19 protein-coding genes and 1 pseudogene are annotated in these 19,033 nt (G+C 62.8%); 15 read left to right on the forward strand and 5 right to left on the reverse strand.

From position 1 onward, the window contains the following. Nucleotides 1–41: 41 nt before the first annotated feature. Nucleotides 42–353 (reverse strand): annotated as a pseudogene (locus EG244_RS21135) (IS481 family transposase); the annotation flags it as partial. Nucleotides 354–470: 117 nt separating this feature from the next. Between EG244_RS21135 and EG244_RS21140 the strand changes: the two are divergent. Next, nucleotides 471–1,166: a hypothetical protein gene (locus EG244_RS21140; protein ID WP_233589071.1), complete on the forward strand. Its 696-nt coding sequence runs from the start codon at nt 471–473 to the stop codon at nt 1,164–1,166. A gap of 90 nt (nt 1,167–1,256) precedes the next feature. On the opposite strand, the gene groL is transcribed toward EG244_RS21140, so the two are convergent. Further along, the gene (gene groL, locus EG244_RS18705) at nt 1,257–2,897 is read right to left on the reverse strand and encodes a chaperonin GroEL (RefSeq protein WP_124966684.1); all 1,641 of its coding nucleotides are present in this window, start codon (nt 2,895–2,897) and stop codon (nt 1,257–1,259) included. A 68-nt stretch (nt 2,898–2,965) separates the two neighbouring features. Then, nucleotides 2,966–3,253 carry a co-chaperone GroES gene (locus EG244_RS18710; RefSeq protein ID WP_124966685.1) on the reverse strand — a complete coding sequence of 96 codons (288 nt, stop codon included), beginning with the start codon at nt 3,251–3,253 and terminating at the stop codon, nt 2,966–2,968. A gap of 183 nt (nt 3,254–3,436) precedes the next feature. On the opposite strand from EG244_RS18710, the gene EG244_RS18715 reads away from it, so the two are divergent. Then, the gene (locus EG244_RS18715) at nt 3,437–4,429 is read left to right on the forward strand and encodes a TraB/GumN family protein (RefSeq protein WP_158617364.1); all 993 of its coding nucleotides are present in this window, start codon (nt 3,437–3,439) and stop codon (nt 4,427–4,429) included. A gap of 86 nt (nt 4,430–4,515) precedes the next feature. Here EG244_RS18715 and serB read toward each other — a convergent pair whose 3' ends face one another. Beyond that, nucleotides 4,516–5,385 carry a phosphoserine phosphatase SerB gene (gene serB / locus EG244_RS18720; protein WP_124966687.1) on the reverse strand — a complete coding sequence of 290 codons (870 nt, stop codon included), beginning with the start codon at nt 5,383–5,385 and terminating at the stop codon, nt 4,516–4,518. Between the two features lie 128 nt (nt 5,386–5,513). On the opposite strand from serB, the gene EG244_RS18725 reads away from it, so the two are divergent. From EG244_RS18725 to serA, 5 genes are all read left to right on the forward strand, one after another. Further along, entirely contained in the window at nt 5,514–6,257 is a 744-nt protein-coding gene (locus tag EG244_RS18725) for a hypothetical protein (RefSeq protein WP_124966688.1), read from the forward strand. A gap of 41 nt (nt 6,258–6,298) precedes the next feature. Next, complete coding sequence (locus tag EG244_RS18730) at nt 6,299–6,511, forward strand: hypothetical protein (RefSeq protein ID WP_233589072.1); 213 nt, start codon at nt 6,299–6,301, stop codon at nt 6,509–6,511. Nucleotides 6,512–6,569: 58 nt separating this feature from the next. Next, nucleotides 6,570–7,091, forward strand: a complete 522-nt coding sequence (locus EG244_RS18735; RefSeq protein WP_124966689.1) for a lipocalin family protein — start codon at nt 6,570–6,572, stop codon at nt 7,089–7,091. A 228-nt stretch (nt 7,092–7,319) separates the two neighbouring features. Next, nucleotides 7,320–8,465 (forward strand): phosphoserine transaminase, encoded by a 1,146-nt coding sequence (locus EG244_RS18740; protein WP_124966690.1) that lies wholly within the window; start codon nt 7,320–7,322, stop codon nt 8,463–8,465. A gap of 83 nt (nt 8,466–8,548) precedes the next feature. Continuing rightward, nucleotides 8,549–10,141 carry a phosphoglycerate dehydrogenase gene (serA, locus tag EG244_RS18745; RefSeq protein WP_199738031.1) on the forward strand — a complete coding sequence of 531 codons (1,593 nt, stop codon included), beginning with the start codon at nt 8,549–8,551 and terminating at the stop codon, nt 10,139–10,141. 62 nt (nt 10,142–10,203) lie between these two features. Here serA and EG244_RS18750 read toward each other — a convergent pair whose 3' ends face one another. Next, nucleotides 10,204–10,536, reverse strand: coding sequence for a hypothetical protein (locus EG244_RS18750; protein ID WP_124966692.1), 333 nt, complete (start codon nt 10,534–10,536; stop codon nt 10,204–10,206). Nucleotides 10,537–10,707: 171 nt separating this feature from the next. Between EG244_RS18750 and EG244_RS18755 the strand changes: the two genes are divergently transcribed. The 8 genes from EG244_RS18755 to EG244_RS18790 all read left to right on the forward strand — a co-directional run bounded on the left by EG244_RS18755 (nt 10,708) and on the right by EG244_RS18790 (nt 18,927). After that, nucleotides 10,708–12,081, forward strand: a complete 1,374-nt coding sequence (locus EG244_RS18755; protein WP_124966693.1) for an FAD-binding oxidoreductase — start codon at nt 10,708–10,710, stop codon at nt 12,079–12,081. A 65-nt stretch (nt 12,082–12,146) separates the two neighbouring features. After that, nucleotides 12,147–13,079, forward strand: coding sequence for an AEC family transporter (locus tag EG244_RS18760; RefSeq protein WP_124966694.1), 933 nt, complete (start codon nt 12,147–12,149; stop codon nt 13,077–13,079). A 14-nt stretch (nt 13,080–13,093) separates the two neighbouring features. Further along, a complete protein-coding gene (fghA, locus tag EG244_RS18765) occupies nt 13,094–13,924 on the forward strand; it encodes an S-formylglutathione hydrolase (protein ID WP_124966695.1) in 831 nt (276 codons plus the stop codon). Between the two features lie 3 nt (nt 13,925–13,927). Further along, nucleotides 13,928–14,371, forward strand: a complete 444-nt coding sequence (locus EG244_RS18770; RefSeq protein ID WP_124966696.1) for a YaiI/YqxD family protein — start codon at nt 13,928–13,930, stop codon at nt 14,369–14,371. A 34-nt stretch (nt 14,372–14,405) separates the two neighbouring features. Continuing rightward, nucleotides 14,406–15,347, forward strand: coding sequence for a DMT family transporter (locus tag EG244_RS18775; protein ID WP_233589073.1), 942 nt, complete (start codon nt 14,406–14,408; stop codon nt 15,345–15,347). 17 nt (nt 15,348–15,364) lie between these two features. Next, nucleotides 15,365–16,288, forward strand: a complete 924-nt coding sequence (locus tag EG244_RS18780; protein ID WP_124966698.1) for an ornithine cyclodeaminase family protein — start codon at nt 15,365–15,367, stop codon at nt 16,286–16,288. 38 nt (nt 16,289–16,326) lie between these two features. Then, the gene (locus EG244_RS18785; RefSeq protein ID WP_124966699.1) at nt 16,327–17,691 is read left to right on the forward strand and encodes a DUF1800 domain-containing protein; all 1,365 of its coding nucleotides are present in this window, start codon (nt 16,327–16,329) and stop codon (nt 17,689–17,691) included. Nucleotides 17,692–17,700: 9 nt separating this feature from the next. Further along, the gene (locus EG244_RS18790; protein WP_124966700.1) at nt 17,701–18,927 is read left to right on the forward strand and encodes a DUF1501 domain-containing protein; all 1,227 of its coding nucleotides are present in this window, start codon (nt 17,701–17,703) and stop codon (nt 18,925–18,927) included. Nucleotides 18,928–19,033 lie beyond the last annotated feature (106 nt).

Here is a 19,033-nt window from a genome sequence, read left to right on the forward strand (position 1 = left end):
ACATATGGCACATCGATGCCGTCGGGCGGTTACACTATCAGCGCCGTATCAATGTGGAAAAGCCAATCGGGGTGCGCTTAAGCTTCTGCCGCCTGGGCTTGTCATCGCCGACATCCTCCAGCCTTGAAATACCGTTCCGCTGCAAACAGCGATGCAGAGCCGACCTGCTGGGATGCGGGCTGGAGGGCATAGAGACAGTCGTCCAGTGGCAGCGGAGTGTGAAGCTGGAAAGCGGCAACGAGGGCCTCTTCGCCTTCGGACAGAACCGTCGAGCGGGGCTCTTTGGGCCCCGTCTTCTGGTCTTCAACGGAAGTCCGTTTGCGCCATTTGGCAACGGTCTTCGGATTGATCCCGGGTTACCGGCTCAGCTCCGCGAGCACTCAAGCCTGCCTTTGGACCAATGGCTGGAGTATTGACTCAGTGAATTCCTGCTCAGGCTATAGTGGAGCAAAATAGCCATGAGTATGACGATGGCAGACAGCATCAAACGTTGGGCCGCGAAGCGCAAAACTGCGCTTATGATAGAGATCCTCCACGGCAAGACCGCGGTGGCTGCCGATATTCGGATCATCGAACTCACTAAGCCTTATCAACAGGTCCGGCATTACCGGGCTACCATCCAAACCTTTGACATCCTGCAGGATTGCGACTGGCTTTTGATTGCTGATCTGGATGAATTCTGGTTCTCAACCCGCAGGCTCAGCCTTACAGCGGAACTGCAGGCGCTGGAGGGGCTTGACCTGGTTTATGCACGCCCTGCCAATTTCGGTGCCTGTCAGGGAGAGGGGCACCCCTCCAGCCTGCGGCGCGAGCTGATCCTGCGGCGCGCCGAACTGTGCCCGCCCGCAATTAGCAAATGGATCTGCAGAACCGTTGCAATCCACGTGCTGTCACAGGTGGACCTTCATAAATTCCACGAAATTGATTCCGCACGAACGATCACAATGGATGATGTGTTCCGCATGAACCATTATCAAACCCAGAGCCGCCATTATTTCGAGACCGTGAAAATGTCCCGGGGGGACTCGACGACCGCCGACTGGGATCGCATGAGGGACTGGGCTTATTTTGATGAAAGCAACCGGGGCTGCGATATGGAAGACACGCTCCTGCGGGATCTTCTGGAGGCCGCGGAGGCTGAGAAACACAAAACGAAGGCGGCCTGAGCCTGACAAAGCGATCGGCTGTCACGCCGGCAGCTGAATATGAAAAAGGGCGCCGCAAGCGGCGCCCTTTCCTGTCCCGGGTGGGATGGATCAGAAATCCATACCGCCCATGCCGCCCATGCCGCCCGGAGCAGCCGGAGCCGCAGCCGGAGCCGGCTTGTCAGCGATCATCGCCTCGGTGGTGATCAGCAGCGAAGCAACCGAAGCTGCGTTTTCCAGCGCAGTACGGGTCACTTTTGCCGGGTCGATCACGCCGAAGGAGAACATGTCGCCATATTCTTCGGTCTGTGCGTTGAAGCCGAAGGACAGCGAGTCCGATTCACGGATTTTGCCGGCAACGACCGCACCGTCAACGCCCGAGTTCTCAGCGATCTGACGCAGCGGTGCTTCCAGAGCGCGGCGCACGATGGCGATACCGACGTCCTGGTCAGCATTTGCGCCTTTCAGACCTTCAAGCGATTTGGTCGCCTGAACCAGAGCCACGCCACCGCCGACAACGATGCCTTCCTGGACCGCTGCACGGGTTGCGTTCAGCGCGTCATCAACGCGGTCTTTACGCTCTTTCACTTCGACTTCGGTCATGCCGCCAACGCGGATGACTGCAACGCCGCCTGCCAGTTTCGCAACGCGCTCCTGCAGTTTTTCACGGTCGTAGTCCGAAGTGGTTTCTTCGATCTGCGCACGGATCTGGGCCACGCGGGCTTCGATCTCAGCTTTCTCGCCGGCACCGTCAACAATGGTGGTGTTGTCTTTGTTGATGGTGACTTTTTTCGCGCGGCCCAGCATGTCGAGGGTCACGTTTTCCAGCTTCATGCCGAGGTCGTCCGAGATGACCTGACCGCCGGTGAGGATCGCGATGTCCTGCAGCATGGCTTTGCGGCGATCGCCGAAGCCCGGTGCTTTGACAGCCGCAATTTTCAGGCCGCCGCGCAGTTTGTTGACCACGAGGGTCGCCAGCGCTTCGCCTTCAACGTCTTCAGCGATGATGATCAGCGGCTTTTGCGACTGGATCACAGCCTCCAGCAGCGGGACCATCGGCTGCAGCGACGAGAGTTTTTTCTCATGCAGCAGGATCAGCGCATCATCGAGATCCGCGATCATTTTGTCAGCATTGGTGACGAAGTAGGGCGAGAGGTAGCCGCGGTCAAACTGCATGCCCTCGACGACTTCGACCGAGGTCTCCATGCCTTTGTTTTCTTCGACGGTGATCACACCTTCGTTGCCGACGCGCTGCATGGCTTCAGCGATCTGCTCGCCGATGAAAGCTTCGCCGTTGGCCGAGATGGTGCCGACCTGAGCAACTTCAGCGGTATCTGCAACCGGACGGGCCGCTGCTTTGATCGAATCGACAACTTTCGAGGTTGCCAGATCGATGCCGCGCTTCAGATCCATCGGGTTCAGACCGGCTGCGACCGACTTCAGACCTTCTTTGATGATGGCCTGAGCGAGAACGGTTGCGGTGGTGGTACCGTCACCGGCTTCGTCGTTGGTGCGTGCGGCAACTTCTTTCACGAGCTGGGCGCCCATGTTTTCGAATTTGTCCGAAAGCTCGATCTCTTTTGCGACCGAAACACCGTCTTTGGTGATGCGCGGTGCGCCAAACGACTTCTCGATGACCACGTTGCGGCCTTTCGGGCCGAGGGTCACTTTGACTGCGTCTGCGAGGATATTCACACCTTTGAGCATACGCTCGCGGGCATCGGTGTTGAAGCGGACTTCTTTAGCGCTCATTGTGAGGCTCCATGAATTCGTGTTGCGAAGAAAGAAAGGGCGCAGTCAGGCCGCGCCTGGACGTCAGCTCAGGACAGGATCCCGAGGATGTCGCTTTCTTTCATGATCAGCAGTTCTTCACCGTCGACGGTGACTTCGGTGCCCGACCATTTGCCGAACAGCACGCGGTCGCCGGCTTTGACGCCCGGTACGATCAGCTCGCCCGAGTCCTTGCGTGCGCCTTCGCCGACCGAGATGATCTCGCCTTCAGCGGGCTTTTCTTTTGCGGTGTCCGGAATGATCAGACCACCTTTGGTTTTTTCGTCCGATTTGACGCGACGAACCAGCACGCGGTCATGCAGCGGTTTGAATGCCATCTGAGAACACTCCCTTGAGTTCAGATCAGTGCAACTTGTTGGCACTCACACTCGTCGAGTGCCAACCACATGAAAATAGGTAGTCAGAGCCTTGCCACCTGTCAACACCCGCGCGTGACCAAATTTGGGTGGACAGCGCGGCTGGCTCTGGCAAGCTTTGCGCGGGATAAAAAAGGCCGTCAGATGGGTAAGTTTTCGGGTATTTCGGGGTTTTTCGCGGCACTTCTGACCGCAGCCGCCGCGCAGGCCGCCTGTGAGGGGCGCGATCTGATTGCAGCCATGCCGCCTCAGGAGCGCGCGGCCCTGGAGGCCAAGGCCGACTCACAGCCCTTCGCGCAGGGCAATCTGTGGCAGGCCGAGCGGGGCCCTGAGCGGATTATCCTCGCGGGCACCTATCATCTGCCCGACCCGCGCCATGAAGCTATGCTGGCGCGACTGACACCGCTGCTGCCCGGGGTGTCGCAGCTTCTGGTGGAGGCAACCCCCGAAGAAGAGGCGCGGCTGCAAGAGGAAATCGCAAAGCGGCCCGATTTCATGGTCATCACCGACGGCCCGCGCCTGTCAGAGCAGCTGACCGAAGCCGAGTGGGAGAAGCTCTCGCATGAGGCGCAGCTGCGCGGCATCCCGGCCTTCATGGCCGACCGCTTCCGGCCCTGGTATATGGCCGTGCTGCTGGGCGTGCCGCCCTGCGCCATGGGGGATCTGAAAGAGGGCGCGCGGGGCCTTGATCATCAGATCATGGCGCTGGCGGCAGAGCGCGACATCCCGCTGCGCGCACTGGAGGGCTATGACACGCTCTTTTCCATTTTCGGGGAGCTGTCGTCTGAGGATGAGACGGATATGGTGCGCGCCAGCCTTCTGACGGCGGAGCGCCCCGAGGATATGACCGTGACGCTGGCCAATGCCTATTTCGCACAGGAGTCGCGCCTGGTCTGGGAGTTTACCCGCGCGCTGAGCGCGGGCCTGCCCGGCATGACCCCGAAAGAGCTGGACCGGCAGTTCGGCCTGATGGAGGAGGTACTGATGACAAAGCGCAATGAGCGCTGGATCCCGGTGTTACTGGCGGCGGCGAAAGAGGGGCCGTTGCTGGCCGCTTTCGGGGCTTTGCATCTGTCCGGTGAGAAAGGCGTGCTGAAGCTTTTGGAGGGGGAGGGCTTTGAGGTCCGTCCGCTCTGAGGCCGTGAGGGGAGACCTGCGGGGGTCTTGGGCGGAGAGGTCCGGGGCGCTGCCCCGGGCCCCGGAGTATTTTTAAAAAGCCAAAGTCAGGCGGCGAAATCGCTGCGGGCATAGCCCTGCAGGAAAAGAAGCGCGCTGAGATCGCCGTGATGGATGCGCAGATCGCATTGCGCCGCGACCGCGGGTTTGGCGTGCAGGGCCACGCCAAAGCCCGCGCGGCCGAGCATGCCGAGGTCATTGGCGCCGTCGCCCACGGCGATCACATCCTGGTCTGAAAGGGCGAGGCGCGCAGTGATCTGATCGAGCGCGTCGATCTTGGCCTGACGGCCGAGAATCGGCAGGGCAACCTCGCCGGTGAGGCGGCCGTTTTGCGCCAGAAGCGTATTGGCACGGTTTTCGTCAAAGCCGAGATGGGCGGCGACCGCGGCCGTGAAAGCCGTAAAGCCGCCGGAGACAAGGGCCGCATAGCCGCCGTCGCGTTTCATGGTGGCGATGAGCGCGCGCCCGCCGGGGGTATAGGTGATTCGCTCGGCCAGGACCTGGGCGATGACGGTCTCGGGGAGGTCTTTGAGAAGGCCCACGCGCTCTTTCAGGGCAGCCTCAAAGTCGAGTTCACCGTTCATGGCGCGGGCGGTGATATCGGCCACGCGCGGGCCGACGCCGGCCATATCGGCCAGCTCATCGATGCATTCCTGGCCGATCATGGTGCTGTCCATATCGGCGAGCAGCATCTTTTTGCGGCGGGTGGCGGTGGGGACGAGGTTGAGATCGATGCCCTCGGCGAGGAGGGTGGCGCGGGTGGCGTCAAACTCTGCGGGACGCGCGGGGAGAGAGAATTCCGCCGCTTCGCCCGGGGAGAGCCAGCGGAGTGCGCTGCCCTGCAATGCGGAGGCGAGGCCCGTAACGGTGGCATCGCTCAGGTGATCGGGGCGGGCAATCAGAACGGCGGTCAGCATGGGACATCTCCTCTCGGGCCTTGGGCTCCCCTTAGTGCAGGCGGGGCGCAAAAGTCGAGGGTGAACCGGTGCTGGCTTTTTGCCCTGGCCTGAGCGAGGCTTCAGGGGCCGCGACAGGGGGAGAGGGTATGTTTCGCAGTTTTGACTTTTCCAGCTGGCAATCGGCGCTGACCACGGTCTTCGGGCTTTTGCTGATGATGCTGATTATGGTCGGCATCCGGATCATCATGATGATGACCATTCAGGCCCGTCAGCAGCGGATGAACCGGCAGATCAATGAGCGGCTGCGGACGCTGATGGCGGCTTATAAGGTGCTGGGCGGGTCGTTCACCGGGCGGCTGACGGTGGATCCTTCGCATCTGGGCGGCAGCCGGAAGGCGGGAGAGGTGCAGGCGGGGGAGACCGGGGATGTTGTGCTGACCGAGACCCCGACGGCGGAGGGAGAGCCCTCGCAGTTTGCGCTGGAGCGGCGGGTGCAGATCCGCGATGCGGTGGAAGCGGCGCTGTCGGATATCCTGCTGCTGGGGACCGAAGAGATGGTCCGCATGGCCGGACAGGCGGCGCGGGATATGGCGGCGGGGCGGCCGATCCATACGGCGGAACTGGTGGTGACCCTGCGCAGCTATATCCGCGAGGCGCTGGATCTGGAGCCGATCCCGGCCAATGTCATTGTGCCGGCCCAGGGGCCGACCCGCCCTGCGGCGGGGGGGCGCGGGCCGCGCGGCGGCGGTGGTGAGCGCGGCGGCCCGGGTGGTGGTGGCGGTGCGGGTGGCGGTGCGGGTGGCGGTGCGGGTGGCGGCGCGGGAGGGGGCGCCGGAATGGGCATGGGGATGGGTCTGGGAATGGGTCGGAAGGCCGACGATGGCGCCTGAGGCCTCTGGCCTCGCGCGGGCCGTGGGGGTAAAAGCCCGCCATGACTTTGCGCATTACCCATGATCCCGAAACGGCCAGCTTTACCCACAGCAAAAAGGCCTGGTCGAACAGCTATCCGCTCACCCGTCTGCCCGAATGGATCGCATTCTATAAAAAGCAGCGTCTCGACTTTCCGGTGGCGGGCCGCGTCTATGATGAGGATATCGCCGCACTTGAGGCCCTGGCCCGCAGCCTCAACATCCCCTTTGAGTAAGGGAACAGACCCTGCCCCTGGCGCGTTGTCGGAGAGGTTGTAAGTAAAGGGTCTTGTTATGAATAACGTTACCACGGTCGCCACTGTTGATCTGCAGCGCTACCTGGGGCTCTGGTATGAAATCTGCCGCCTGCCGATGAAATATGAAGATGCCACGGCGCGCGATATCACCGCCCATTACAGTTTGCAGGACGACGGTAAGATCCGCGTCGACAACCGCTGCATTGATGAGGACGGCAAGCCCACCCAGTCGATCGGTGAGGCGGAGGCGGTGGATGAGAGCCACGCAAAGCTGACCGTCAGCTTTCTGCCGGAGCTGCTGCGCTGGATCCCCTTTACCAAAGGCGATTACTGGATCCTGAAGCTGGATCCGGACTACCGCCTGTCGCTGGTCGGCGATCCGCAGCGCGAATTTTTGTGGCTGCTGGCGCGTGATCCGCAGATTTCACAGGCTGAGCAGGACGCTTTTCTGGCCCATGCGCGGGCGATTGGCTATGATCTCTCGCGGCTGATCAGGCCGCAACAGAGCGGCAAAATGGTCAGCGATGCCATGCTGGAAACCGCGGGCACGCGGCGCTGAACGCGGCCTGCGTCAGCACGCCACAGCGGCGGGATTTCTGAAATTTTCGACTGCCCGCGCCCCGGTTTCGGGGCGCATTCTTTCGCAGACCCCTCAATCTCTAAAACTTATCGCATTCCTGACGGGTTGCGCGTTACGAATCATTTGACCGAAAGACCCCTCTCAGATAGACGCATCGGCGGGACACCCTTCCCCAACGAAGGGCATATATCTGTAAGGATACCAGATATGACGATTGCTGCACCGGCTCTGCGCCCGGCGAACCCGCGTTTTTCCTCGGGCCCCTGCGCTAAAATCCCGGGTTTCCAGCTTGCTATGCTTGCTGATGCACCCCTTGGCCGTTCGCACCGCGCGACTGTCGGCAAAAACAAACTCAAAGAAGCCATCGACCTGACCCGTGAGATCCTCGGCGTTCCGGCAGATTACCGCATTGGTATCGTGCCCGCCTCGGACACCGGCGCGGTTGAAATGGCACTCTGGAGCCTCCTGGGCGCACGCCCGGTTGAGATGCTCGCATGGGAATCCTTCGGCGAAGGCTGGGTCACCGATGTGGTGAAACAGCTGAAACTGGACGCCACGGTGCGCAAGGCGCCTTACGGCGAAATCGTTGATTTCACGCAGGTTGATTTCAACAAAGACGTGGTCTTCACCTGGAATGGCACCACCTCGGGTGTGCGTCTGCCGAATGCTGACGTGATCCCGGCGGACCGCGAAGGCCTGACCATCTGCGACGCCACCTCGGCGGCTTTCGCGATGGAGATGGACTGGTCGAAACTCGACGTCACCACCTTCTCCTGGCAGAAGGTTCTGGGCGGCGAAGGCGGTCACGGCGTGCTGATCCTGAGCCCGCGTGCGGTTGAGCGTCTGGAAAACTACACCCCGGCATGGCCGCTGCCGAAGATCTTCCGCCTGACCTCGAAGGGTAAGATCTCGGAAGGCATCTTTGTCGGTGAGACGATCAACACCCCGTCGATGCTCTGCGTGGAAGATTATCTGGTTGCGCTGAAATGGGCGCAGAACCTGGGTGGTCTGAAGGGTCTGATCGCGCGTTCGGAAGCCAATGCCGATGCGGTGAAAACCTTCATCGCCGACAAGCCCTGGATCGCGAACCTGGCCGTTGATCCGGCCACGGCTTCCTGCACCTCGGTCTGCCTGAAGTTCACCGATGCACGCATCAAAGATGCAGCCGCTTTTGCCAAGGCCGTTGCGAAACGCCTGGAAAAAGAAGGCGTGGCGCTGGATGCAGGTGCTTATCGCGATGCCCCGGCCGGTCTGCGCCTCTGGTGCGGCGCGACCGTGGAGCAGTCGGATGTGGCGGCCCTGATGCCCTGGATCGAATATGCCTTCGAGGCAGAGATCGCCGCGCAGGCCTGATCTTTTCTGAATACGATAAAACCCAGCGGATGGGGCGTTTTGCGCCCCACCTTTGCCCCCTTATATCCTGAAGGATGAAGCCCATGGCACCGCGCGTTCTTGTTTCCGACGAACTTTCCGAAACCGCCGTTCAGATCTTCCGCGATCGTGGCGTTGAAGTCGACTACATGCCGAAACTCGGCAAAGACAAAGAAAAGCTGGCGGAAATCATCCACCAGTATGACGGTCTGGCGATCCGCTCGGCCACCAAAGTCACTGAAAAACTGCTTGAGAACGCCACCAACCTGAAAGTGGTTGGCCGCGCCGGGATCGGTGTCGATAACGTCGACATCCCGGCTGCGTCGAAAAAGGGCGTGATCGTGATGAACACCCCCTTTGGCAACTCGGTCACCACCGCTGAGCATGCCATCGCCATGATGTTCGCCATCGCCCGCCAGCTGCCTGAGGCCTCAGCCTCGACCCATGCCGGGAAATGGGAAAAGTCGAAGTTCATGGGGGTTGAGCTCTTCAACAAAACCCTCGGCGTGATTGGTGCGGGCAATATCGGCGGCATCGTCTGCGACCGCGCTGTTGGCCTGAAAATGAAGGTCATCGCATTCGACCCCTTCCTGTCGGAAGAGCGCGCAAAGCAACTCGGCGTCACCAAGGTTGAGCTGGATGAGCTGCTGGCGAAGGCCGACTTCATCACCCTGCATGTGCCGCTGACCGACAAGACCCGCAATATCCTTGGCGCTGAGAACCTTGCGAAAACCAAAAAAGGCGTTCGCATCATCAACTGCGCCCGTGGCGGTCTGATTGATGAGGCAGCCCTGAAAGACGCGCTGGATTCGGGTCACGTGGCCGGTGCCGCGCTCGACGTCTTTGAGGTTGAGCCCGCGACCGAGAACCCCCTCTTTGGTCACCCGAATGTCGTCGCCACCCCGCACCTTGGCGCCTCGACCACGGAAGCCCAGGAGAACGTCGCTCTGCAGGTTGCTGAGCAGATGTCGGACTATCTGCTGACCGGTGCCGTCACCAACGCGCTGAACATGCCGAATGTGACCGCTGAGCAGGCACAGGTCATGGGTCCCTGGATCAAGCTGGCAGGCCACATCGGCGCGCTGATCGGTCAGATGACCGAAGAGCCGATCAAGGCGATCAACATCCTTTACGATGGTGCTGTGTCGGAGATGAACCTGGCCGCGCTGAACCAGGCGGTCATCGCCGGTGTGCTCAAGGCGCAGAACCCGGATGTGAACCCGGTTTCGGCCCCGGTGATTGCGAAAGACAAAGGCATCCAGATCTCGACCACCAAACAGGACAAGTCGGGCACCTTTGACGCCTATATCAAAGTGACCATGGTCACCGATGTGCGCGAGCGTTCGGTGGCCGGCACCTGCTTCTCGGATGGCAAGCCGCGCTTCATCCAGATCAAAGGCATCAATATCGACGCCGAAGTGGGCGAGCATATGCTCTATACCACCAACAACGACGTGCCGGGCATCATCGGCAACCTCGGCTCGATCCTGGGCGAGAACGGCGTGAACATCGCCAACTTCACCCTTGGCCGTGCGGCTGTGGGCCAGGATGCGATTGCGGTGCTTTACCTCGATCAGGCGATCCCGGCAGAGGTTGTCGCCAAGCTCGAAGCCACCGGCAAATTCAACCAGGTCAAGCCGCTGCGTTTCGACGCCTGATCTGAGCGACAAATGAAGAAGGGCCGGGGAGTTCCCCGGCCCTTTTGCATATCAGGCGCCGCTTATTCGGTCAGAGTATAGGTCGACATCTCGCAGAGATCCTGGGTGTCGGTGGTGGTGTCCAGCTTGCTGCTGCCCTCAAACTCGAACTTGAGGTCGTATTTGCAGGTGCGGCGGCCATCCGCGATGGTGATCTGCATCGATTCACCCGAACCGATCACGTCATCGCCCAGAACGTCTTCTTCCCAGTCTTCGACATTCGAAGGCGAGGTGTAGAAATGCGTGATGACTTCGCTGGTTTTGTTCACAATGGTGAAAGTCAGCTCATCTGCCATGGCTGGAGCCGCCATGGTCACGGTCAGAAGGGCTGCGGCAATTCGCAGTTTAAGGGTCATTGTATATGTCCTGAGATCAAACCGGGAAAACATCCGGCGCAGCGACAGTATAGGATCGCGTAAAGGTTGCATACCTTCCCAAATGAGGGAATTGACAGAATCTGTCCTCCGGCTTGCCCTTTGCGACACTTCAGGGCACTTTCCGCCCCATAACTGTTTCGGAGTGAAAAAATGGCCTGGGATATCCCCTTCGCGGAACTGCGCGCCCTGCTGGGTGAGCGTTTTCTGACGACCGAGGCCGCGCGGGCCGAGCATTCGCGCGATGAGAGCCATTTCCCCCCCGTAATGCCCGATGCCGTCGCCTGGCCCGAGAGCACGGCTGAGGTCTCAGCCATCGTGAAGATCTGCGCGGCCCATGGCTGTCCGCTGGTGCCCTGGGGCGTCGGCTCTTCGCTGGAGGGGCATGTGCTGGCGGTCAAAGGCGGCGTCACGCTGAATATGAACCGCATGAACCGCGTGTTAGCTATTCATGCCGAAGATATGGATGTGGTGGTGCAGCCCGGCTGCACCCGCGAGGCGCTGAACACCGAGCTGCGCGCCACGGGGCTTTTCTTCCCAATCGATCCGGGCGCGAATGCCAGTCTGGGCGGCATGGCTGCGACCCGGGCTTCGGGCACCACAGCCGTGCGCTACGGCACGATGAAAGACAATATTCTGGCGCTGGAAGTGGTTCTGGCCGACGGGCGCATCATCCGCACCGGCAGCCGGGCGAAGAAAAGCTCCACCGGCTATGATCTGACCCGGCTGTTCATCGGCTCTGAGGGCACGCTGGGGATCCTGACCGAACTCACGCTGAAGCTGCATGGCCAGCCCGAGGCGGTCTCTTCCGCCGTGGTGGATTTCCCCGATATCGGCAGCGCAATCCAGGCCGTCATCAGCACGATCCAGGCCGGGATCCCCATGGCGCGGATTGAATTTGTTGATGAAACCGCGATCCGCGCTTTCAACGCCTATGAAAAAACCACTTACCCTGAGCGTCCGCATCTGTTCCTTGAGTTCCACGGCTCGCCCTCAGGCGTGGCCGAACAGGCCGAACTTGCGGGCGAGATTATGACCGCGATGGGCGGCTCGGACTTCCGCCATGCCGCCAGCACCGAGGCGCGCAATCAGCTGTGGAAGATGCGCCATAATGCGCTTTTTGCCGCCAAATCCACCAAACCGGGCTGCATTGTGCTGACCACCGATGTCTGCGTGCCGATCTCGCGGCTGGCTGAGGCCGTGCTGGAGACCCGCGCCGATATCGACGCAAGCCCCCTCACCGGCCCGATGGTGGGCCATGTCGGCGACGGCAATTTCCACTGCTGCCTGCTGCTTGATCCCCATGAGCCGCGCGACAAAGAGGCCGCGCTGGATCTGGCGCACCGCATGGCCGAGCGGGCTTTGCGTCTTGGCGGCACCGTCAGCGGGGAGCATGGCGTGGGCATGGGCAAGCGCAAATACCTCGCGCAGGAGCATGGCGAGGCCTGGGAGGTCATGGGGCTTATCAAACAGGCGCTGGATCCGCAGAACCTGATGAACCCCGGCAAACTGGTGAAAGAGGGCTGATCCCCTTGCGGTGCGGGCGCTTGCGTGAAACGCTGCGCCCGATACCTGCAGCTATACCCTGAGACATGCTCGACATTCTTGCCCGCACCCTGCCCTTCTTTGCGCTGACCGGACTGGGATGGGTCGTGGCGGTTCGCGGCCTCATCACCCCGGCTGAGAATGCCGCGCTGACGAAATTCGTCTTTTACTTCGCGCTTTCGGCCATGCTGCTGGCGCTGACCTCGGGGCTCAGTCTGGGCGATATGCTCGATGGCCGGGTCTTTGCCGCCTATGGCTGCGCCTGGGCGCTGGTCTGGCTTTTGGGCTTTACGGTGGCGCGTCTGCGCGGCCTGCCGCTGGCAGAGGCCGCGATGGAGGCGCAATGCGGTGTCATCGGCAATACCGGCTTTCTGGGCCTGCCGATGCTGGTGGTGATCCTTGGCCCCTCATCGGCGCTGCCGGTGCTGCAGGTGCTGATCCTGGATATGGTGATCTTTAACCCGCTGATCACGCTGATTATCACCGCCGCGCGCGGCGGCGGATTAGGGATCGCCTCGCTGAAACCCCTTGCGGTCAGCCTGATGAAAAACCCGATCATCGTCTCCTCCCTGACGGGGCTGGGATGGAGCCTGACGGGCATTCCCCTGCCCGCCCCGGCCCTGGATTTTCTGGAGCTGCTGGGCCGGGCCGCCACGCCGGTGGCGCTTTTTGTGATCGGCGTCTCGCTGGCGGGCAAGGGCGCGGGGTCTTTGCTGGTCACGGGCTGGATTTCGGCGCTGAAGCTGGTCGTGCATCCGCTGGTGACGGCCGTTTTTGCGCTTTGGGTCTTTGATCTGCCCGCGCCGGTGGCGGCGGCCATGGTCGCGGCGGCTGCCCTGCCGGTGGCGGGGAATGTTTATATTCTGGCCGCTCATTACGGGGTTGCACCCCAGCGCGTTTCGGCCTCAATCCTTGTGTCAACAGTGGCCGCGATATTGACGGTGACCCTGGTTCTCGCCTGGGTCGCCGGATTTCAGTGACAGGAGAGATCGAGATGCGCACGCTCAGCGAAAACCGGTGCTTTGGCGGGGTTCAGGGGGTCTATGCCCATGCCTCAGAGGCGACGGGCTGTGAGATGACTTTCGGTCTGTTCCTGCCCAAAGAGGCCGAAGAGCAGCCGGTGCCGGTGCTGTGGTATCTCTCGGGTCTGACCTGCACCCATGAGAACGCCATGGTGAAAGCGGGCGCGCAGCGTTGGGCGGCGGAGGCCGGGATTGCGCTGGTTTTCCCCGATACATCGCCGCGCGGTGAAGGCGTGGCCGATGATCCCGCCTATGATCTGGGCCAGGGCGCGGGCTTTTACGTCAATGCCACCGAAGAGCCCTGGTCGAAGCATTACCGCATGTGGGATTACATCGCCGAAGATCTGCCGCGCACGCTGTTCTCGGCCTTCCCGCTCGCGCCTGAGGCGCAGGCCATCACCGGGCATTCCATGGGTGGCCATGGTGCGCTGACGCTGGCCATGGGGCTGCCGGGGCGGTTCCGCTCGGTCTCGGCCTTTGCGCCGATCGCCAATCCCACCGCCTCGGACTGGGGGCGCAAGCAGCTGACCGCCTATCTGGGCGCGGATGAAGCGAAATGGGCCGCGCATGACAGCACGCTGCAACTGAAGCGCCGCGGTTTTGACGGCCCGATCCTGATCGATCAGGGTTCTTCGGATCAGTTCCTTGATCTGCTGAAGCCCGAGACCCTGGCCGAGGCGCTGACCGCCACCCGCCATAATGCGACCTTCCGCATGCAAAAGGGCTATGACCACAGCTATTTCTTCGTCTCGACCTTCATGGAAAGCCATATCGCCTTCCATGCCGATCATCTGCTGGCTTAAGCCATGACGATCTGGGTTGATGCCGATGCCTGCCCCGTCCGGGCAGAGGTCGAGAAAGTGGCCACGCGGTTGCAGCGTCCGGTGATCATGGTCACCAACGGCGGCATTCGTGCGCCGCAAAATCCGCTGGTCAGCGTGCGCTATGTCTCGGCCGGTCCCGATGTCGCCGATATGGAGATCGCCGAGGGCGTGGTGCCCGGCGATGTGGTGGTGACCACCGATATCCCGCTGGCCGCGAAAGTGGTGGAAGCCGGGGGCTTTGTGATCCGCCCCGATGGCTCCACCCTCGATCAGCGCAATATCGGCGAGATCCTTGCCATGCGCGATCTGATGCAGGATCTGCGCTCGGCAGATCCCTTCCGCCAGGGCGGCGGTAAACCCTTCAGCGCAGCCGACCGCTCGCGGTTTCTCGATGCGCTTGACCGGCTGGCCCGCCGCCGGAGTTAAGGGCGGGCATCTTACAGGGCCAGGAGTTGCCAGATTGATCCTTCGCACTATTGCGGCCAGCTCCACCCTGACGGGCATCTGCTTTGCCCTGGCAGCCGGCATGATCTATTCGCTGAATGACATGTCGATTAAGTTCCTGTCGTCGGGCTATCCGCTGCATCAGATCGTGGCGACCCGTTCCGTCATTGCGCTGGTCATCGTGCTTTTGAGCATGCGGCTGATCACCGGGGGCTGGCATCATCTGCGCACCAGCCGCTTTCGCTTTCATGCGCTGCGGGTGGGCGTGGTCTTCATTTCCAACATCACCTATTTCCTGGGGCTGGCGGCCCTGCCGCTCGCGGATGCGGTGGCGACGGCCTATATCGGGCCGGTCTTTATCACGCTGCTGTCGATCTTTTTCTTAGGCGAAAAGGTCGGGCCGCACCGCTGGGCGGCGGTGGTCGCGGGGCTGATCGGCACGCTGGTCATGGTGCGCCCGGGTGCCGGCACCCTTCAGGTGGCAGCCCTTCTGGTGGTGTTTTCGGCCTTCACCTATGCGGTCTCGCAGATGATGGTGCGCCAGATGCGCGGCACGGAAAGCACCTTCACCATGGGCTTTTACATGCAGGCGGGGTTCCTGCTCTCGTCGCTGACCACCGGGGCGCTGATCGGGCACGGGCAGTTCAACGTCTTTGAGGATGGCTCGCTGACCTTTCTGTTCCGCCCCTGGGTCTGGCCCACCCCCTCGGATCTGCCCTTTTTCATTGTGATGGGCCTTGCGATCGGGGCTGCAAGCCTGATGATGGCCCAGGCCTACCGCACCCTTGAGGCGGCGGTGGCTGCGCCTTTTGAGTATATCGCGATCCCGATGGCGGTGTTCTGGGGGCTGACGGTCTTTGGCACCCTGCCCGATCTGACCAGCTTTGCGGGCATGGCGCTGATCATCGGCAGCGGGCTTTATACGATCTGGCGCGAGACCGTGAAGAAAAAATCGTGACATAAAGGGGAGGTCACATGGATATCACTCTGGTTCCGGCAGCGGCGGAGGCGCATCTGGACTGGCGCGGGCTCACCGATGCGCTGATCGCCGGTCATGCGCGCGGGCAGCCTGAGATTGCCGATCTCTTCCTTTATCGCGGTGCGGATACGCTTCTGGACCGCGCGGCCTGGATCCCGGGGCTTGGGGCGGCTGTGAAAGTGGCGACCGTGGTGCCGGGCAATCCGGGCCGTGGCAGGCCCATGGTCAACGGGGTGGTGAACCTCTTTGACGATGAGACCGGAGAGCTGGAAGCGCTGGTTGATTTCCACCTCGTGACCAAATGGAAAACCGCCGGAGACAGCCTGCTGGCCGCGCGCCTTCTCGCCCGTCCCGACAGCCGCAGGTTTCTGATCGTCGGCGCGGGCACCGTCGGCCGCTCGATGATTGCGGCCTATGGCGCGATTTTCCCGCAGGCTGAGTTCACCGTCTGGAACCGCTCTGCCGCAGGGGCCGAAGCGATGGCGGCAGAGATCCCCGGCCTGCGCATCGCCACCGATCTTGAGGCCGCGGTCCGCGCCGCCGATGTCATCGTCACCTGCACCATGAGCAGCGCCCCCCTGATCAAAGGCGCCTGGCTGCAACCGGGGCAACATCTCGATCTGATCGGCGCTTACCGCCCCGACATGCGCGAGGCGGATGACGAGGCCCTGAGCCGGGCGCGGCTTTTCGTCGACAGCCGCGCCACGACCCTTGGGCATATCGGTGAGATCATGGATCCGCTTGCCCGCGGCGTGATCGCCGAGGGCGACATCCGCGGCGATTACTACGATATCAGCGCCGGGGCCTTTCAGCGCCGCTCCGCCGATGAGATCACGATCTGTAAAAATGGCGGCGGTGCCCATCTGGACCTGATGACCAGCCGCTATATCCTTGAGGCCTGGCGCAAAGCGCAGGGCTGACCCGCGCTACCGCTTTCGTCGTGAAAGGCCTAAGGGCTATGAGCACAGATCCGGCCGGTCTGGCCATCCACCGCTTCGGCTTTGGCGCGCGTGACGGGCGGTTGCCCGGACATGCGCCCGCCGATCTGCTGGCGGGGCCGGATCTCATGGCGGCACAGATCCCCCTCGGCCTGCCCCCGGATGCCATGGGCATTGCCCTCGCGCGGCGGCGCGAAGAGCGCCAGGCCAACAGCCTGCCCGATGCGGAGAAAAAATCCATCCGCCGCGCGATCCGGCGCGCGGCGCGCAGTGAGACCCTGCAAAGCCTGCGCGTCGCCCTGGCCCGCGCCACCGAGGCAGAGGATTACTTCCGCGAGCGTCTGGTGCGCTTCTGGGCCGATCATTTCACCGTCGGCTGGAAGCTGCGCCTTGAGATGCCGGTGATCGCGGATTTCACCGAAACCGCGATCCGCCCGCATCTCACCGGACGCTTTGCCGATCTGCTGAAAGTCGCGATCCTGCATCCGATGATGCTGCGCTATCTCGACCAAAACAGCTCGCTCGGCCCCGGCTCGGCGGCGGGGCGGGCGGGCGGTCAGGGCGTGAATGAAAACCTCGGCCGCGAGCTTCTGGAGCTGCATACCCTGGGCGTGGGGGCGGACTACAGCCAAAGCGACGTGCGGCAGGCCGCGCTTTTGCTGACCGGCCTGACCCTCAGCCGGGAGGGCGAGACGGTCTTTCAGGCCAACCGCGCCGAACCCGGAGCCGAGCGCGTTCTGGGCCGCAGCTACGGCAGCGCGGGCCAGGCCGCAGTCTCTGACATTGAGGCGCTGCTGGAGGATCTGGCGCAGCATCCCGCGACCGCCGCTCATATCGCGCGCAAACTGGCGGTGCATTTCCTGTCCGACACCCCGCCCGAGGATCTGGTCACGCATCTGACCGGGGTTTTTCAGGACACCGGGGGCGATCTTTTGGCCCTCTCGCAGGCGCTGACCCGGCATCCGGCGGCGGCGGATCCGACCCTGCACAAAGCGCGCCAGCCCTTTGATTTTATTGCCGCAGCCCTGCGGGCGCTGAATATCGGCGCAGAGCAGATTTTCGCCTGGAATACCCATCGCCTGACCCTGGCGGCGGTGACACCGCTCAGCGCCATGGGCCAGCCCTGGGTCACCCCCGGCGGGCCGGACGGCTGGGAAGAGGGTTTTGACAGCTGGATCACCCCCCAGGGGCTTGCCACCCGGATCGACTGGGGCTTGAGCATCGCGCCCCTGCTGCGCCGCGATCTGCCCGATGCCCGCAGCCTTGCCCGCACCGCCCTGCCCGGTCCCGACACCGAAGATCTGGCGGCGCTGGTGGCGCGGGCTGAAACCAATGCCGAAGGGGTGGCGCTTGTGCTGGCCTCGCCGCAGTTCAACAGACGGTAGGAGGGCCCGATGTCTCACCCCCGCCTCAACCGCCGCGCCTTTCTGCATCAGGGGCTGGCGCTTGGCTGCTCGGCGGCGGCGCTGCCGCTGCTGACCCATGCCACCTTTGCTGCCGCACCCATTGATCACCGCATCGTGGTGGTGATCCTGCGGGGCGCGATGGACGGGCTCGACATCATCCGCCCGGCGGGCGATCCGCTGCTGCGCCAGCTGAGGCCAAAGATCGCCGCGGAGGAGGGTATTCCCCTTGGCGATTTCTGGCAGCTGCACCCAAGGCTCGGGGATCTGATGCCGCTCTGGCGTGCGGGAGAGCTGGGCTTTGTTCAGGCCGTCTCCACCCCCTACCGCGACCAGCGCAGCCATTTCGATGGCCAGGATCTGCTGGAAGCCGGGATCGGCATGGATGCCCCTGCGGGCTTTCGCCGCGACGGCTGGCTGAACCGTCTGCTTGCCGGCCTGCCCGGTGCCAAAAGCGAAACCGCCTTTGCGATTGGCCGCGAGGCGCTGCCGATCCTTTCAGGCGCGGCCCCCGTGCACCGCTGGCAACCCGAGACCACACTGGCCCTCTCGGCCCAGGGCAGACGCCTGCTGGAGCAGCTTTATGAGGGCGATATGCCCTTTCACATCGCCGCCGCCACCGCGCTGGAGCTGACCGGGCAGCCCCTGCCCCTTCTGCCGGATGAAGAGGAGGATCTGCCCCTCGCAGCCCCGCCCCCCGTGCTGCCGGGTGCGATAAAATCAGACCCGGAGGTCGGGGCTTTCGCCCGTTTCGCCGCTGCGCAGATGCGCGAAGAGACCCGGATCGTGGCGCTGTCCCTGCCGGGATGGGACAGTCACGCGGGCCAGGCCGGGGCGATCCTGCGCCCCATGGCGCGGCTCTCGCAGCTGATCCTGACCCTGCGGGCAGAGCTGGGCCCGGTCTGGCAGAAGACCGCCTTTATGGCGATGACGGAATTTGGCCGCACCGTGCGCGAGAACGGCTCTGCCGGGACCGACCATGGCACCGGCGGCGCTATGGTGACCGCCGGTGGCGCGATCCGCGGCGGGGCAGTTCTTGGCACCTGGCCCGGCCTGTCCGAAGATGCGCTTTACGCAGGGCGCGATCTGATGCCCACCGGAGATGTCCGCTCGGTCGCGGGCTGGGTGATCCACGCGCTGACCGGGGCTGAGAAATCGCGCCTGTCGAGCGAGATATTCCCGGGCCTTGATCTCGGACCCAACCCCGGCATCGTCTGAAACCAGCGGGAAATGCGCCGCACCCTCGCACCCATCCTGCTCAAAAGTCGCGGCCGCCCGCGTGACCTGCCACTGAACTTTCCTCCGGCCGCGACTGGAGCCGGTA

The organism is Falsigemmobacter faecalis (genome assembly GCF_003863335.1).
GTDB classification, from domain to species: Bacteria; Pseudomonadota; Alphaproteobacteria; order Rhodobacterales; family Rhodobacteraceae; genus Wagnerdoeblera; species Wagnerdoeblera faecalis.